The sequence below is a fragment of the Oerskovia enterophila genome (assembly GCF_044748475.1).
In the GTDB taxonomy this organism is placed as follows: Bacteria; Actinomycetota; Actinomycetes; order Actinomycetales; family Cellulomonadaceae; genus Oerskovia; species Oerskovia enterophila.
In genome coordinates, this window is sequence record NZ_JBIVFZ010000002.1 from 270,985 (window position 1) to 287,098 (window position 16,114).

General features: G+C 72.7%; 14 protein-coding genes. 9 read left to right on the forward strand and 5 right to left on the reverse strand.

Annotated elements, in window-relative coordinates; translation table 11 throughout:
- Positions 1-22 precede the first annotated feature (22 nt).
- Positions 23-4,243, forward strand: a complete 4,221-nt coding sequence (locus tag ACIPWA_RS05830; RefSeq protein WP_400288737.1) for an FtsK/SpoIIIE domain-containing protein — start codon at positions 23-25, stop codon at positions 4,241-4,243.
- A 56-nt stretch (positions 4,244-4,299) separates the two neighbouring features.
- Here the strand turns inward: ACIPWA_RS05830 and ACIPWA_RS05835 are convergent, their stop codons facing one another.
- Positions 4,300-4,698: a hypothetical protein gene (locus ACIPWA_RS05835; RefSeq protein WP_400288738.1), complete on the reverse strand. Its 399-nt coding sequence runs from the start codon at positions 4,696-4,698 to the stop codon at positions 4,300-4,302.
- Between the two features lie 298 nt (positions 4,699-4,996).
- On the opposite strand from ACIPWA_RS05835, the gene ACIPWA_RS05840 reads away from it, so the two are divergent.
- A complete protein-coding gene (locus ACIPWA_RS05840; protein WP_056645926.1) occupies positions 4,997-5,245 on the forward strand; it encodes a WhiB family transcriptional regulator in 249 nt (82 codons plus the stop codon).
- Between the two features lie 110 nt (positions 5,246-5,355).
- On the opposite strand, the gene ACIPWA_RS05845 is transcribed toward ACIPWA_RS05840, so the two are convergent.
- A complete protein-coding gene (locus ACIPWA_RS05845) occupies positions 5,356-6,843 on the reverse strand; it encodes a sensor histidine kinase (RefSeq protein ID WP_056646729.1) in 1,488 nt (495 codons plus the stop codon).
- A 123-nt stretch (positions 6,844-6,966) separates the two neighbouring features.
- Between ACIPWA_RS05845 and ACIPWA_RS05850 the strand changes: the two genes are divergently transcribed.
- The 6 genes from ACIPWA_RS05850 to ACIPWA_RS05875 all read left to right on the forward strand — a co-directional run bounded on the left by ACIPWA_RS05850 (position 6,967) and on the right by ACIPWA_RS05875 (position 13,772).
- The gene (locus tag ACIPWA_RS05850; RefSeq protein WP_068624500.1) at positions 6,967-7,473 is read left to right on the forward strand and encodes a DUF2505 domain-containing protein; all 507 of its coding nucleotides are present in this window, start codon (positions 6,967-6,969) and stop codon (positions 7,471-7,473) included.
- A 285-nt stretch (positions 7,474-7,758) separates the two neighbouring features.
- A complete protein-coding gene (locus tag ACIPWA_RS05855) occupies positions 7,759-9,093 on the forward strand; it encodes an extracellular solute-binding protein (protein WP_400288741.1) in 1,335 nt (444 codons plus the stop codon).
- Between the two features lie 103 nt (positions 9,094-9,196).
- On the forward strand, positions 9,197-10,324 hold the full coding sequence (locus ACIPWA_RS05860; protein WP_400288743.1) for a carbohydrate ABC transporter permease: 1,128 nt from the start codon (positions 9,197-9,199) through the stop codon (positions 10,322-10,324).
- Positions 10,321-11,250, forward strand: coding sequence for a carbohydrate ABC transporter permease (locus ACIPWA_RS05865; RefSeq protein ID WP_068624496.1), 930 nt, complete (start codon positions 10,321-10,323; stop codon positions 11,248-11,250). Before ACIPWA_RS05860 ends, ACIPWA_RS05865 begins: the two co-directional genes overlap by 4 nt.
- Entirely contained in the window at positions 11,247-12,698 is a 1,452-nt protein-coding gene (locus tag ACIPWA_RS05870) for a GH1 family beta-glucosidase (protein WP_400288745.1), read from the forward strand. Before ACIPWA_RS05865 ends, ACIPWA_RS05870 begins: the two co-directional genes overlap by 4 nt.
- A 57-nt stretch (positions 12,699-12,755) precedes the next feature.
- Positions 12,756-13,772 (forward strand): LacI family DNA-binding transcriptional regulator, encoded by a 1,017-nt coding sequence (locus ACIPWA_RS05875; RefSeq protein WP_400288747.1) that lies wholly within the window; start codon positions 12,756-12,758, stop codon positions 13,770-13,772.
- A gap of 251 nt (positions 13,773-14,023) precedes the next feature.
- On the opposite strand, the gene ACIPWA_RS05880 is transcribed toward ACIPWA_RS05875, so the two are convergent.
- On the reverse strand, positions 14,024-14,398 hold the full coding sequence (locus tag ACIPWA_RS05880; RefSeq protein ID WP_068624490.1) for an SdpI family protein: 375 nt from the start codon (positions 14,396-14,398) through the stop codon (positions 14,024-14,026).
- Between the two features lie 12 nt (positions 14,399-14,410).
- Positions 14,411-14,629, reverse strand: a complete 219-nt coding sequence (locus ACIPWA_RS05885; protein ID WP_400288749.1) for a helix-turn-helix transcriptional regulator — start codon at positions 14,627-14,629, stop codon at positions 14,411-14,413.
- A gap of 299 nt (positions 14,630-14,928) precedes the next feature.
- On the opposite strand from ACIPWA_RS05885, the gene ACIPWA_RS05890 reads away from it, so the two are divergent.
- The gene (locus ACIPWA_RS05890) at positions 14,929-15,717 is read left to right on the forward strand and encodes an anaerobic ribonucleoside-triphosphate reductase activating protein (protein ID WP_400288751.1); all 789 of its coding nucleotides are present in this window, start codon (positions 14,929-14,931) and stop codon (positions 15,715-15,717) included.
- Between the two features lie 42 nt (positions 15,718-15,759).
- On the opposite strand, the gene ACIPWA_RS05895 is transcribed toward ACIPWA_RS05890, so the two are convergent.
- Positions 15,760-16,053: a hypothetical protein gene (locus ACIPWA_RS05895; RefSeq protein WP_400288753.1), complete on the reverse strand. Its 294-nt coding sequence runs from the start codon at positions 16,051-16,053 to the stop codon at positions 15,760-15,762.
- Positions 16,054-16,114 lie beyond the last annotated feature (61 nt).

The following is a 16,114-nucleotide window of genomic DNA, read 5'->3' on the forward strand; positions in this document are numbered from 1 at the left end:
GCGCCAGGATCGGCACGTGCGCATGACCCTCCATCCCGGCCTCGACGTCCTGCTCGAGCCCGGCGCCCGCCTGGGCGACCTCCGGGCCGACCTCGCGCGCCTCGCGCGTCGGCCCGAGCTGCTCGTCTCGCCGCTCGCGGTCGACGGGGTGCTCGTGCACGACGACCACCTCGTCGGCACCCGCCCGTTGCTCCCGGGGGCGACGCTGCGCGCACTCCCACCGGGGACGGGCCCGGCCGCGAGCGCCGGGGCGCAGGACCCGGAGGCCGAGGCGCTGCGTACGCCCTGGCACGTCGCGGTCCTGTCGGGTCCGGGGAGCGGCGGGCTGCACGCCCTGCGCGAGGGCTCGAGGCTCGTGCTGGCCACCTCGGACCCCGGTGGATCGACGGTCGTGGTGACGCTCGCGGCCCGGCGCGGCGCGGCGTTCCCGTGGACCCGGCGGACCGGGCGGCGCCCGCGGGTCCGGGCCGCGGTCCGGGTCGCGGTCCGGGGCGCCCGCGGCACGTGGGAGTCCCCCGGCGTGCGTCCACGCCGGGTGCGAGGTCGTCGGCCCCAGGCCTGGCCCCCGGGCAGGGTCCTGCTCGTGGGCGACGCGGTCCACGACCTGCGCCCGCGTCCCCGTCTCGAGGAGTGGGCCGTCACGAGCGCACTGCCCCTCCCCGCCCCGGCGCCGGCCGTCGGTCCAGGCCTCAGCGGTCAGTCGATCGCCATGGCGCTCACCCCCGCGGTCGGCTCGCTCGCGCTCGCGGCCACGCTGCGTCAGCCCGTGCTCGCGCTCCTGGCCCTGCTCGGTCCGCTCATGCTCGTGGTCCCGCTCCTCGTCGCTGCCCGACGACGTCGCTCACCCGGGCAGGACGGGTCCGGCCCTGCCGCCGGCCAGGCCGGGCGACCGGTGCCGGGCGTCGGCACAGGTTCCCGGCGCTCCCCCGGTGGGGGTGCGGACGACGGGCGACCGATCGCGCCGCGAACGAGTACGGACCCTGTCGGCACGCCCTCCCTCGCCTGCGCGCACCGGGGCACGGGTGCGGGCAGAGACATGTGCCCGGACCGCATCCCCGGGCCGGCGACCGAGGCGGCCGACGGCGGGCCGCCGGTCCCGAGCCCGGCAGACCTCATGACCGCCGTGATCGCGGTCCACCGCGCCGCTCCCGACCCGTCGCGCGCGCAGGGTGCCGCTCCGGCGACGAGTCTCGGTCCAGCCCCCGGGACCGGCACGCCTCCCGGGCCACCCCGCGCCCCGGGGGCACGGCTCCCCGACGGGTGCATGGCCGTCGTCGGGCAGCGGGCCGACCGGCTCGCCGCGGCCCGCACGCTCCTCCTGGCCCAGGTCGCCTCGGGCGCGACGGTCGAGGCCGTGCACGCCGACGAGGACGCCCACGAGTGGGCGTGGTTGCGCTGGCTCCCCCGGGCCTCCCGGCGCCGGGACACCTCTCCGGGAGCCCCCACGACCGACCGCGCACTGCTCGTCGACGACTCCCCTGCCCGTCCCGACGGCCGACGCGACGGCGCCCAGGCCCTCGACCGGTGGTGGGCCGCCCGAGGCCCGCACGACCGGCTGATCCTGCTCACCCCGGACAAGATCACCGTGCCTGCCTGGTGCCGGACCGTGCTCGACGCCACGCACGGCAGGTGGCACCTCGCGGACGGCAGCGACGGGCCCGCCCCCTGGTTCGGTGTGACCGCTGGCTGGGCGGAGCGGTACGCCCGGCACCTCGCCGCGACGGCCCGGCTCGGGCGCTGGCCCGTCGGCGCGGGCACCCCGACGGCCGGGGAACCGTCCGACCCCGCCGCCCCCGGTCTTCCCGTCACGGTGTCCCTCGCGGCGCTCCTCGGGCTCACTACCGCCGACGCAGCCGCCCTCGCGACCCACGTCGCGCGCCGATGGAAGGCGTCCGCCCAGAACGCGTCGACCACCCCAGGTCTCCCGGTCCCGCTCGGGCTCGACGCGTCCGGCCGACCGGTCGTGGTCGACGTCGTGCGGGACGGCCCGCACGCGCTCGTCGCCGGGACCACGGGCGCGGGCAAGTCCGAGCTGCTCCAGTCGCTCGTCCTGGGCCTGGCCCTCACCACGTCCCCGCGCGACCTCGCGATCGCGCTCGTCGACTACAAGGGCGGCGCGAGCTTCGGCGGGTGCGTCGGTCTCCCGCACGTCGTGGGGCAGGTCACGGACCTCGAACCCGGCCTTGCGGGCCGGGCGCTCGCGGGGCTGCGCGCCGAGCTCCGCCGCCGCGAGCACGTCGTCGCGGGCGCGGGGGCCACGCGCCTCGAGGACCTTCCGCCCGGCGTCCTGCCCCGCCTGCTCGTGGTCGTCGACGAGTTCCGGGCGCTCGCGGACGACCTGCCGGACTTCCTCCCCGGGCTCCTGCGCCTCGCGTCCCAGGGGCGCTCGCTCGGGGTGCACCTCGTCCTGGCCACCCAGCGGCCCACCGGTGCGATCACCGCCGACATGCGCGCCAACATCTCGCTGCGGGTCGCGCTGCGGCAGGTCGACGCGGGCGACTCGCACGACGTGATCGACGCACCGCACGCCGCCCGGATACCGGTCGACCGCCCCGGGCGGGCCGTCCTGCGCCGCGGCGACGGCCCGCCCTTCGCGTTCCAGTGCGCCCATGCGGCCTCCCCAGCCCCACGGGGGACGGACACCGTGCGCACCGCACCACGGTGGGGCGCGGCTCCCCTCCCCATGCGTGCGCCGGAACCGGACGCCCCCGACCTGGTGACGGTCCTCGTCGCGGCAGCCCGCGAGGCCGCGGCGACCGCGGCGCACACCCCTCACCCCGCGCCCTGGCTCCCGGGCCTGCCAGGGCGCGTGACGCCGTCGGACCTTCCCGGCGCGCGCACCTCCCCCGGCGACGCCTCCGAACGCCTGCCCCTGGCCCTCTCCGACCTGCCCGCCGAGCAGCGCCGAGGTGTCGTGACGTGGGACGTCGATCAGGGGCACCTCGCCGTCGTCGGCCGACCTCGCTCGGGGCGGACCACGGCGCTGCGGGCGCTCGCGGTCGCCGCCCTCGACCGGGGGTGGGACGTGCACGTCGTCGCCGAGGACCCCGCGCTCACGGGGCCCGCCCTGCGGAAGCACGCGGGCTGCGGGACCGTCGTCGACCAGCACGACCCACGCCGGGTCGCCCGGCTCGTCGACCTCCTGCTCGCCCGGGCGGGCAGCCGCCCCACGCTCGTGCTGCTCGACGGGATCGAGGACCTGCGTGCCTCGCTCGGGCTCCTGGCCGGGGGCACGGGGGCCGACCTCCTGGGCCGCCTCCTCGGCGACGGGGCCGCGCGCGGCGTGCACGTCGCCCTCTCGGGGCAGACGCCGGGACTGGGCGGGCTCGCGCACCGCGTCGGGCCGCGGCTCGTGCTGACCTCGAGCGCGGTGCACGACGACGTCGCGCACGGCGTCCCCTCACGCCTCGCGGGGCGCGGCGGGCGAGCAGGGCGCGGCGTGTGGCTCGGTGCGGACGAGCCCGTCGAGTGCCAGGTCGTGGTCGACGCCTCGCCGCTCGAGCGCGACGCGTCCTCGGACGCACCGTCCCACGACGACGGCCGGTCGGTTCCCCTACGGCTCGTGCCTCTCCCCCGCCTCGTCCTCCCGGCGGACCTCCCGATGCCGGGCGAGGACTCGCTGCGGGCCGTACCCGTCGGGATCGGCGGTGACGCCGCGGTACCGCAGTGCCTCGACGTGACCGCGGGTGGGCTCGTCGTCGGCCCGGGGGGCAGCGGGCGCAGCAACGCGTTGCTCCTCGTGCTCGGGTACGCGCTGCCGACGGGCCGGGTGCGGGCCGTGCTCTCGCGCGACCCGCGTCTCGCGGAGCTCGTGACCACGGATGCGGGCGCGGGCGGACTCGTGGTCGCGAGCACCTTCTCCCCGTACGAGGCAGCCACGGCGCTGAACCTGCTCGCCACCACGCCGCCGGCCCCGGGCGACCTCGTGGTCGTCGACGACCTCGACGTCCTCCAGCACGCGTGCCCGCTCGAGGTCGAGGTCCTCACGGGACTCGTGCGGACGGGAGTCGCGCTCCTGGCCTCCGCGTCGACGGTCGCCGCCGCGACGGCGCACCGGGGCCCGCTCGCCGAGGTGCGCGCGGCGCGCTGCGGGATCGTGCTGCGCCCCGGGGAGCGCGGCAGCGGCGACGTGTTCGGGATGTCGCTCGAGCGGGTGCTCGATCCTGGTGCGGGGCCCGCCGGCCGGGCCGTGCTCGTCCGCTCGGGCGCGCTCGTCCCTGTGCAGGTCGCGTTCGCCGGGTGAGGTGCGGCCGGGGCGGGGCGGGGCCAGCCGGCCGGCCGACGACTCCGCTCGCCCGGTCAGCCCTCCGCGCGGGCTGTGTCGCGCGTCGTCGCGACGACGACCGGACGCAGCATGAGGCACACGAGCACCACCACCGCGAGCACCATGACCGCGATCCCCGGAGCCGTGACCTCCACCTGGAGCCAGCTGAACGCGACGACGACCTGCAGCAGCTGCCAGGTGGCCACCGGGGACCGGGACCAGCGCTGTCCGCGCAGGAGTCCTCGCGCGCTCGCACCGAGCACCGCGGCGACCCCCAGGGCGAACACGACCAGGAAGATCGAGACGCCCACGGCCGACGACCTGCCCGAGACGAGCTCGACCAGGACGAGGAGCGCGCCGACGACGAGCGCGACCGCCTCGAGCCCGATCCCGGCGATCACGACCCACAGCGCGAGCGGTCGCGGACCACCCACGGGCGGGGTCGACGGGCCTGAACCGTCCTCAGGAGGTTCGGGCGTCGATTGATTCGGAGTCCTCACAGCTGCCACGACAACCCAGACTACGCGTGACCTGCACCTTCACCGAAGTGTGACCAAGACCTCACCGTTCACGTCGCAGAAACTTTCCGGCAACCCCTTGTGCTGGGCTTCTCAAGATGTGAACCTAGTTCAAGCATCAATTACCCCCCACCTGAGCCTGAAGCCCTTTTGTGGACGTGCGTCCGACACCATTCCACCTGGGGCCTTGCTCGTCATGCCAAGGAGACCTCACATGGACTGGCGCCACCGCGCAGCCTGCCTGGACGAAGACCCGGAGCTGTTCTTCCCGATCGGGAACACCGGACCTGCCCTCCTCCAGATCGAAGAGGCGAAGGCCGTGTGCCGCCGCTGCGACGTCGTCGACACCTGCCTCAAGTGGGCGCTCGAGTCCGGTCAGGACGCGGGAGTCTGGGGCGGCCTGTCCGAGGACGAGCGTCGTGCGCTCAAGCGCCGCACCGCTCGCGCCCGTCGCGCCGGCTGAGCTTCACATACTTTTCTCATAAAGGGCCGTCACCTGCTGGTGACGGCCCTTTATGTTTGCCTCGGGAAGAGAATTGTCGACGTTCTGGATCCTCTCCGTCGAGGCGCTCGTCACCCCTGGCGCGATCCACCGCCGTCACGCAGCACGAGCTGAAGCACCACCTGCGTCCCGCCTCCCGGACGATCGGACCACTCGATGGTCCCGCCCAGCTCGTTGGACACGAGCGTCGCGACGATCTGGGAGCCCAGGCCGCTCTTCTTGGGCTTCTCCGAGGGCTCGGTCCCGGGCACGGGCATGCCCACCCCGTCGTCGGCGACGATGATCCGCAACGCCGACCCCTCGCGCTGCGCGTCGATCTCGACCGTCCCGTTCGTCCGGTTCGAGAACCCGTGCTCGACCGCGTTGGTCACGAGCTCGGTCAGGACGAGCGCGAGCGGCGTCGCGTCCTCCGCCGGCACCAGTCCGAAGCTCCCCGTCTGGACCGTGCGGACCTTGGTGTCGGCCGAGGCCACGTCCGCGGCCAGGCGCAGCGCGCGCCCACCCATGTCGTCGAACTCGACCTCCTCGTCGAGGGTCTGCGAGAGGCTCTCGTGGACCAGCGCGATGGTCGCGACGCGACGCATGGCCTCCTCGAGGGCCGCGCGCGCCTCGGGCACGTCCATCCGGCGCGCCTGGAGCCGCAGCAGGGCCGCGACCGTCTGCAGGTTGTTCTTGACCCGGTGGTGGATCTCGCGGATCGTCGCGTCCTTGGTGATGAGCTCGCGCTCACGGCGGCGCAGCTCGGACACGTCACGGCACAGCAGCACCGCACCGATCCGCTGCCCCGACTCGGTGAGCGGCAGGGCCCGCAGCGAGAGCGCGACCCCGCGGGCCTCGATGTCCGTGCGCCACGGGGCGCGGCCCATGACCACGAGCGGCAGGGACTCGTCGACGGGTGTCTGGTGCTCGATGAGGTCCGTCGTGACCTCGATGAGCGAGCGGCCCACGAGCGGTCCGATCACCCCGAGGCGGTGGAAGCAGCTCAGCGCGTTGGGGCTCGCGTAGAGGACCTCACCCTCGGAGTTGAGGCGGATCAGGCCGTCGCCCACGCGGGGCGCGCCCCGACGCGGGCCGGTCGCGGCGTTGGGCGCCGGGAACTCGCCCCGGGAGATCATCGCGATGAGGTCGTCGGCGGCCTCGACGTAGTTGAGCTCGAGGCGGCTGGGCGTGCGCCCGCTCCCGAGGTTGGTCTGGCGCGCGACGACGGCGATCGCGTGCCCGTTGTGGACGACCGGGATGGCCTCCTCGCGCACCGCGTACGCCCCGAACCAGCGCGGCTCGCGCGAGCGCTGCGACCGCGCCTCGGACAGCGCCCGCTCGAGCTGGGGTCGCTGCCCCTCGGGGGCGGTCGAGCCGACGATGTCGTCGTAGTGGACCGTGGCCCCCGTGCTGGGCCGGCACTGCGCGACGGCGACGAAGCTGCCGTCGTCGGTGGGCAGCCACAGGACGAGGTCCGCGAAGGCCAGGTCGGAGACCACCTGCCAGTCGCCGACGAGCAGGTGCAGCCATTCGTTGTCGGCAGGCGACAGCTCGGCGTGGCGGGAGATCAAGTCACTCATGGCAGACACGAGCCCCAGCGTACGCATCCGTGGGCGTCTTCACGGGATCGAGGCCTCTCCTTCGGTAGAGTCGGACTCCCTGGCGCCCCCTGCGCGCCGGTCAGCACGTCCCGAGGAGAACCTGTGCACCTGAGCGTCGATCTGCACTACCCCGCCGGTCTCGACGAGGTCACCCGGATGCTCGCGAGCGAGGCCTTCGTCCGCTGGCGCGCACAGCGCACGGGCGGCCCGCAGGCCCTCGTGGAGCTCGCCGACGTGACGGGCTCGATCGACGAGGGCTTTTCGGTGGTCGTGCGGCGCACACTGCCCACGGACCAGATCCCGGGTCACCTGCGCGCGTTCGTGGGCAACGCGCTCGAGGTCCGTCAGGCCGAGGTGTGGGAGCCCGCGGACGGCGGCGTCCGGCGCGGCACGGTCTCGCTCGAGATCACGGGAGCGCCCGTCCGCATGACCGGCACGGTCACGCTCGAGGCCCTGCCCGACGGCGGCACACGGCACGCGTACGACGGCGAGCTCAAGGCCACGGTCCCCCTGTTCGCGGCAGCCGTCGAGGAGGCCGCGGCCGGGGCGGTCCGCGCGACCCTCACGTCGGAGGAGCAGGCCGGCGTGGAGTGGCTCACGGCCCCCTGAGGCCTGCGCGATCGTCGGGTCGTTCACCGCCGCGAGCAGAGTTGAACGACCGTCCATATTACTTTCCAGGCGGTCGGGAACCAATAACGATTGGGGAACGGTCGGCGCGATCACAACGCGCTGACCTGCACGAACATGCGCGTGGGAGCGTTTCCACGACGAGATGTCACGTCACGAGGTTGACATCCCCAGAGGCGGCGGGCCACCATCGTGGCACTTCGTGGGAGCGCTACCACCCCTGATCGTGGAAGCGCTGCCACGCCGATCATCGACAAGGGAGTCATCGTGCTGAGCAGCACCCGTCCGACCCGCACCCGCACGGCAACCGCCGCCGTCGCAGGGCTCGCGGCCCTCACCCTCACCCTCACCGCCTGCTCCTCTGGCTCCGGCTCGTCGGACGACGGCAGCGGTTCCTCCGACGGCGAGAAGATCACCCTCACCGTCGCCACGTTCAACGACTTCGGCTACACCGACGAGCTCCTTGCGGCGTACACCGCCGAGCACCCCAACGTCACGGTCAAGCAGACCAAGGCCGCGAAGTCCGAGGACGCACGCACCAACCTCACGACCAAGCTCGCCGCCGGTGGCGACGGACTGGCCGACATCGAGGCGATCGAGGTCGACTGGCTCCCCGAGCTCATGCAGTACCCCGACCTCTTCACCGACCTGACCGACGCCTCGCTCGACGGCCGCTGGGTGGACTGGAAGGTCCAGCAGGCCACGACCCCCGACGGCAAGGTCATCGGCTACGGCACCGACATCGGCCCGAGCGCCATCTGCTACCGCCAGGACCTCTTCGAGGCCGCAGGCCTCCCGACCGACCCGGCAGCCGTCGCCGAGCTCCTCGGCGGGACCGACGCGACCTGGGACGACTACTTCGCCGCGGGCGCCACCTTCGCAGCCGCGAGCGACGCCGCCTGGTACGACAGCGCGATGTCGATCTCCCAGGGCATGGTCAACCAGATCGACAACGCCTACGAGGAGTCCGACGGCACGCCCAAGGACCTCGCGACCAACACCGCGATCCAGGACATCTACAACACGGTCGTCGAGCAGTCGGCCACCAACGGCCTGTCCGCCGGGCTCGAGCAGTGGAGCGCCGACTGGGACGCCGCGTTCCAGAACAACGGCTTCGCCACGATGATCTGCCCCGCATGGATGACCGGCCCGGTCGAGGAGCGCTCGGGTGGCGTGACCGGCTGGAACGTCGCTGACGTCTTCCCCGGCGGCGGCCTCAACTGGGGCGGCTCGTTCCTCACGGTCCCCGCGTCGGGCAAGAACGCCGACGCCGCCAAGGAGCTCGCCGCCTGGCTGACCGACCCCGCGCAGCAGACCACGGCGTTCACCAACGCCGGCACCTTCCCCTCGCAGATCGAGGCGCAGGAGTCCGACGCCGTGCAGTCCTTCACCAACGAGTTCTTCAACGACGCACCGGTCGGCACCATCTTCGTCAACCGTGCGCTCGCGATCGACGGGGCCCCGTTCAAGGGCGCGAACTACTTCGCGATCCACCAGACGGTCCAGGACGCCATCAAGCGCGTCGACGTCGAGAAGACCGCCGACGCCCAGGCGTCGTGGGACAAGGCAGTCCAGGCCTACAAGGACCTGGGCCTGAGCTGATCCGGTGCGCGGGGTGACCTCTCCGGGAGGTCACCCCGCGCTCCCACGCCCCAGCCCGCCGTCGGGCACCGCGTCCCAGCTCGACCCAGCACAGGAAAGTCAGATGACCGTCCTCTCTCCCACCCAGCCCTCCCAGGGCCTCGGCGAACCGCCGCGCCGCTCCTCGCGCCGCGTCGGCTTCTCCCAGCGGCTCGGCCGCTGGGACGTCAAGCTCTCCCCCTACCTCTACATCTCCCCGTTCTTCATCCTCTTCGCCATCACGGGGCTCTTCCCGCTGATCTACACGGCGTTCGTGTCGGTCCACGAGTGGAACCTGCTGGGCGGACAGGGAGACTTCGTCGGCCTGCAGAACTTCACCGACGTGCTCGCGCAGCCCACCTTCTGGAAGTCGCTGCGCAACACCTTCTCGATCTTCCTGCTGTCCTCGGTCCCGCAGGTGATCTGCGCGATCATCATCGCGGCCCTGCTCGACCAGAACCTGCGCGCCGCCACGTTCTGGCGCATGGGCGTCCTGCTGCCCTACGTCGTGGCCCCCATCGCGGTCAGCCTCATCTTCGGGCGCCTCTTCGCCGACCAGTACGGCCTCATCAACGGTCTGCTCGGCACGTTCGGGATCGACCCCATCCGCTGGCACGCCGACACGCTCGCGAGCCACGTCGCGATCGCCTCGATGGTCAACTTCCGCTGGACCGGCTACAACGCGCTGATCTTCCTCGCCGCGATGCAGGCCGTCCCGCGCGAGCTCTACGAGGCCGCGATCATCGACGGCGCCGGCCGGTTCCGTCAGTTCTTCTCCGTGACCGTCCCGCAGATCCGCGCCACGATCATCTTCGTCATCATCACCTCGACCATCGGCGGCCTGCAGATCTTCGACGAGGTCCGTGCGTTCGACGCCCAGGGCCTCGGCGGCGCCGACCGGCAGTGGATGACGACGGTGCTCTACCTCTACGACGTCGCGTGGGGCAACCAGAAGAACTTCGGCCGTGCGGCCGCGATCGCCTGGATCCTGTTCATCGTCATCCTGCTCATCGGCCTGGTGAACTTCGCGATCACACGGAGCATCTCGACGTCGGGCCCCAGCAAGAAGGTCCCCCGCGGGGTCCAGCGCGCCCGACGCAAGGCCGCCGCCGCGGCCGTCCGCGCGCAGAACGCCTCCGGCCGACCCAGCGGTGCCCCCGCCCGCAGCAGCAGCGCGCCCACGGGCGCTCCGAACGAACGGAACAAGCGATGAGCTCGATCCCCGTCGTCGCGCAGACCGCCGGCGCCGGCGCCGCTCGTGCCGCGGCCCGCCGCCCCAACCGTCGCCCCGTCCGCAAGGGCACGGGCGGCTACACCCGCCGCCCGGGCTGGATCACCTACACGGTCCTCGGCCTCGTGCTGCTGGTCTCCGTCTTCCCGCTGTACTTCACGCTCATCCTGGGCTCCTCGACCCCCGAGGAGATCTCCAAGAGCGCGCTGCCGCAGCTCCTGCCGGACATGAGCCTGTTCACCCAGTTCGCCGAGGTGGTCGGCTCGAGCGCGATCAACTTCTGGAAGGCGTTCACGAACTCGGTCATCATCGCGGTCATCACCTCGCTGTCCGTGGTGCTGTTCTCGACGCTCGCGGGCTACTCGTTCGCCAAGCTCCGCTTCCGCGGCCGGGGTCCCCTGCTCGTCTTCGTCATCGCGACCATGGCCGTGCCGACCCAGCTCGGCGTGATCCCCATGTTCATCCTCATGTCGGACCTGGGCTGGATCGGCAAGCTGCAGGCCGTGATCGTGCCCGCGCTCGTCACGGCGTTCGGCGTGTTCTGGATGACCCAGTACCTGTCCGAGTCGCTGCCGTACGAGCTCATCGAGGCCGCTCGCGTCGACGGAGCGTCGATGTTCCGGACCTTCTGGTCGATCGCGCTGCCCGCGGCACGACCCGCCGCCGCGATGCTCGGGCTGTTCACGTTCGTCCAGCAGTGGACGAACTTCTTCTGGCCGTCCATCGTGTTGAACCAGGAGAACCCGACGTTGCCGCTCGTGGTGCGCTCTCTCCAGGCGAACTACTTCGTGGACTACTCGCTCGTCATGGCAGGGGTGTTCCTCGTGACCCTGCCGCTGATCGTGCTGTTCATCTTCACCGGTCGCCAGCTGGTCGCCGGCATCATGCAAGGAGCTGTCAAGGGATGACCGAGATCATCACACCCCGCACCCTGGGCACCACGGGGCGCGTCGAGTTCCCCGAGGGATTCCTCTGGGGCGCCGCCACCGCCGCGTTCCAGATCGAGGGGGCCGCGCACACCGACGGCCGCGAGGACTCCGTCTGGGACACGTTCTGCCGGATCCCGGGCGCCGTCCTGGGCAGCGACGACGGCGAGGTCGCGTGCGACCACTACCACCGCTACCGCGAGGACGTCGCGCTCCTGGCCGACCTGAACCTGGACACGTACCGGTTCTCGTCCTCGTGGGCGCGCGTGCAGCCCGGCGGCGGAGCGGTCAACCAGAAGGGGCTCGACTTCTACTCGCGCCTCGTCGACGAGCTCCTCACCAAGGACCTCCTGCCGTGGATCACGCTGTACCACTGGGACCTCCCGCAGGCGATCGAGGACCAGGGCGGGTGGACCAACCGCGACACGGCCTACCGGTTCGCCGACTACGCCGTGACGATGCACGAGGCCCTCGGCGACCGGGTCGGGGTCTGGACGACCCTCAATGAGCCCTGGTGCTCGGCGTTCCTCGGGTACACGGGCGGCATCCACGCGCCCGGGCGCCAGAGCCGACCCGACGGCCTCGCCGCAGCGCACCACCTGCTGCTCGGCCACGGCCTCGCGGTCCAGGCGCTGCGTGAGCGGGCCCCCGAGGCGAACCTCGGGATCACGCTCAACTTCACGGTCGCCGACCCGGTCGACCCCGACGACGCGGGCGACGTCGACGCGGCCCGCCGCATCGACGGTCAGTTCAACCGCATCTTCCTCGACCCGGTCATCAAGGGCGAGTACCCGGCCGACGTCCTCGCGGACGTCGCGCAGTACGGCTTCACGGACCACATCCAGGACGGCGACCTGGCGATCATCTCGTCGCCCATCGACGCGCTCGGGGTGAACTACTACCACGGCGAGCTCGTCTCCTCGCGTCCCGCGAGCACCGAGCTCGTGGGCGACGCCCCGGTCGAGCGCAGGACGTCGAGCCCCTACCCGGCCGCCGACGGCGTGTTCAACCACCCGCGCGGTCTGCCCGTCACGGACCAGAACTGGGAGATCCAGCCCGAGGGCCTGACGCGCCTGCTCAACCGCCTCCAGGCGGACTACACGGGTCCCGCGGGAGTTCCGCTCTACATCACCGAGAACGGCTGCGCCTACGACGACGTCGTGGAGGCCGACGGGTCGGTCGACGACCAGAACCGCCTCGAGTTCTTCGACGCCCACCTGCGGGCCGTCAAGGACGCGATCGTCGACGGCGCCGACGTGCGCGGCTACTTCGCGTGGTCGCTCCTGGACAACTTCGAGTGGTCGTGGGGCTACTCGAAGCGGTTCGGGGTCGTCCGGGTCGACTACGAGACCCAGGAGCGCACGGTCAAGGCCAGCGGTCGGTGGTTCGCCCAGGTGGCGGCCGACAACGCCGTCCCCGCGCGCTCCTAGCGCGTCGACGCCGATCGTGGCAGTTCTCTCATCGTGGCCTGGCAGGATACTGAGACCATGAGCACCTTGAGTTCCGCGCCGACCCTGGACGAGGTCGCCCAGACCGCCGGCGTGTCCCGCTCGACGGCGTCCCGCGCGATCAACGGCGGCCTGCGCGTCTCTCCCGAGGCGCAGGCCGCCGTCGACGCCGCGGTCCTCCAGCTCGGGTACACCCCGAACCGCGCGGCCCGCTCGCTCGTGACGCGACGGACCGACTCGATCGCGCTCGTCGTACCCGAGCCGGACGAGCGCATCCTCACGGACCCGTTCCTCTCGGGAACGCTCCGTGGGGTCAGTGCGGCCCTCGCCCCCACGGACCTGCAGCTCGTGCTGCTCATCGCCCGGCCCGACGAGCACGCGGGCCGGATCGTGCGCTACCTGCGCAGCGGTCACGTCGACGGCGCGATCATCACCTCGCACCACCGCGAGGACGACCTCGAGGGGGCGGTGCTCGCCTCGCCGCTGCCCGCGGTGTTCGTCGGGCGCCCCTTCACCGCGATGGACGACCTGGTCTACGTCGACGTCGACAACGTCGAGGGTGGTCGCATCGCGACCCGGCGCCTGCTCGACGGCGGCTACCGCCGCATCGCGACGATCGCCGGACCGCAGGACATGACGGCCGCGGTGGACCGCCTCGCGGGGTGGCGCGCGGCCCTGGGCTCGGCGGGCCTGCCCGACGACGCGATCGCCTACGGGGACTTCGCCGCGGCAGGCGGGGCGGCGGCCATGGAGGAGCTCCTCGACCGGCACCCGGACATCGACGCGGTCTTCGCCGCGTCGGACCTCATGGCCGAGGGCGCGCTGCGCGTCCTGCGCGCCCGAGGCAGGTCCGTGCCGGGCGACGTCGCGGTGGTCGGCTTCGACAACCTGGGCGTCGCCGCGACCACGAGCCCCGCCCTGACGACGGTCCAGAACCCCGTGGTGGAGATGGTCAAGGCTGCGACCGGCATGCTCCTCGACCTCATCGCCGGCCGCCCCGTGAAGGAGTCGGCCCGCATCTTCTCCCCCGAGCTCATCCGCGGGGCGTCGGACTGACAGCAGGCAGTGGCGGTATCCGGCACGCGTCCGTACCAGACCTCTCCCGTCGGTGGTGAGCGTCTGCGCACGTCCCACCACTCCCGAGCCTCGCCCCGCGAGATGCGGCCAACGGGGGTGTTCTCAGCGATTCGACCCCCGTTAGCCGCATCTCGGCCTCAGAGCGTCCCGACCTCCGTGGCGACGCGAGCGGTCGGGGCCCACTCTGCAGCAGGGGTCGGCGAGCGTCACCGACCTCATGAACCGCAGCATCAGTCGACGTCCCACTGGTCGGCGCGCTCGTCGCCCCGGCCCACGTCCACGCCACGGGCCGCGACCTCGGCGACCACGGCCGCGACGACCACCTCGACGAGCAACGCACCCGCGACGGCGAAGAACGCGACGTCCGTGGCGCCGTCGGGCTCGAGGACCGTCACCACGAGCGCGACCACGACGACGAGGGCCGCCCCCGGGACCACGACCCTGAGCGCCGCCCGGTGCCCGGCGATCCACCCCGCATCGCTGCGCTGCGTCGCGGGCGTCCTGATCCCGATCAGACCGTTGCGCGTCATCCGGTCGGTCGCGCCGAGGAACGCGAGCCACGCGACGAGGAGCGCGACCACGACGAGTATCCAGACTCCGAGCACGGGGGCCTCTTTCTAGAGGGGATCGGTGCGGACGTCGTGGTCCGCGGGGACGAACAGCTCCTCGATCGACGCGCCGAGGAGGGCCGACAACCGGAACGCGAGCGGGAGGCTCGGGTCGAACCGCCCGCGCTCGATCGAGATGACGGTCTGGCGGGAGACCCCGAGCCGCTCGGCGAGCTCGGCCTGCGTGAGCCCGAGAGCCGCGCGGCGGGTGCGCACGTGGTTCTCCATCAGGCGGCTACCAGGCGTGCCCGGTGCGCACGGGAGCGCACGGCGAGGTCGAGCAGCACGACGGTCCGGAGGGCTCGGTGCAGCATGCGTCGAGAGTAAAGGACGCTTGACACCCGGACAAGGGTCGGGGTGCACGGCGCGCCGGACACCCCATCGACGCATCTTGTGAAAGTTCTCACAAGATGCGTCGGTGAGTCGCGGGTCACACGCGCGTACGGTCGAGGGACGTCGCGTCGACGCCGACCCGTGCGCGCCCGGGAGGGCTTCCCGACACCCATCCACGGACGGAAGGACCTGTCATGACCTCCCTCGCGAGCTCTCCCCCGGGTCCAGCCGGCCGACCGACCGCGTCACCGACCGCAGGACGTGGGAGCGGCTCGCGCCCGAGCCGCACGCTCGCGCCGCTCGCGGTCGCGGGCATGACCTCGCTCTCGACCGTCGACTGGCCGGGGCACCTCGTCGCGACCGTGTTCCTGCAGGGCTGCCCCTGGCGCTGCACCTACTGCCACTCGAGGGACCTCGCCCCGACCACCCCCGCGGACACCGAGGGACCCATCCCGTGGCCCGACGTCGTCACGTTCCTCGAGCGGCAGCGTGACCGTCTCGACGGGGTCGTCTTCTCGGGCGGCGAGCCCACGCTCCAGGCCGCGCTCCCCGCAGCGATCGCCGACGTGCGGGAGCTGGGGCTCGCCGTCGGGCTGCACACCGCAGGCCCCTGGCCCGTGCGGCTCGAGCACGTCCTGCCGCTCGTCGACTGGGTGGGCCTCGACATCAAGCACCTGCCCGAGGACTACGAGCTCGTCACGGGTGCGCGCCCCTCGGGCGACGCCGCGTACAGGTCGCTCGCGGTGCTCCAGCGCTCGGGGGTCGAGCACGAAGTCCGCACGACCGTCGACCCGACCGTCCACTCGCGCGGGGACGTCCTCGAGCTCTGCGGGCGGCTCGCCGCCCTGGGCGTGCGCGGGCACGTGCTCCAGGAGGCGCACCCGCTCGGGACGGACGCCGGGTACGCCGCGGAGCTGGCCGGCATGCGGCTGTCCGACGTGCTCCACGACGACGACCTGCCGCAGCTCGAACGCCGCACGTAGCCCGCGTCCGTGCTCGCCCTCGAGCGCGCGGAACGGGCCCGCTCAGCGCCCCCGCGGCCCGAGGTGCTTGCGCGGGGAGAACGTCACCACGAAGTTCGGCCAGTGGCCGTCCTCGTCGATGATCTCCTCGTAGGTGATCGAGATGATGTCCTCGGCCTTCAGTCCCATCGCCCGTACCTCGGCCGCCACGCGCTCGAACAGGGCGGCGACGTCGTCCCGTCCCTCCCCGTCCGGCAGGCTGAGCCCGAAATGACGCGCCGGGTACCCGTGGGTGTCGATGCGCGTGCGTGCGGTCCTGTTCCACCGCTTGGAGGCGCGGCGTGCGAGAGGGTCCATGCGGGGCACCCTACCGACACCTCCCCGTGCCGAGCCCGAGGTTTCTCCGGCGACCAGCGGC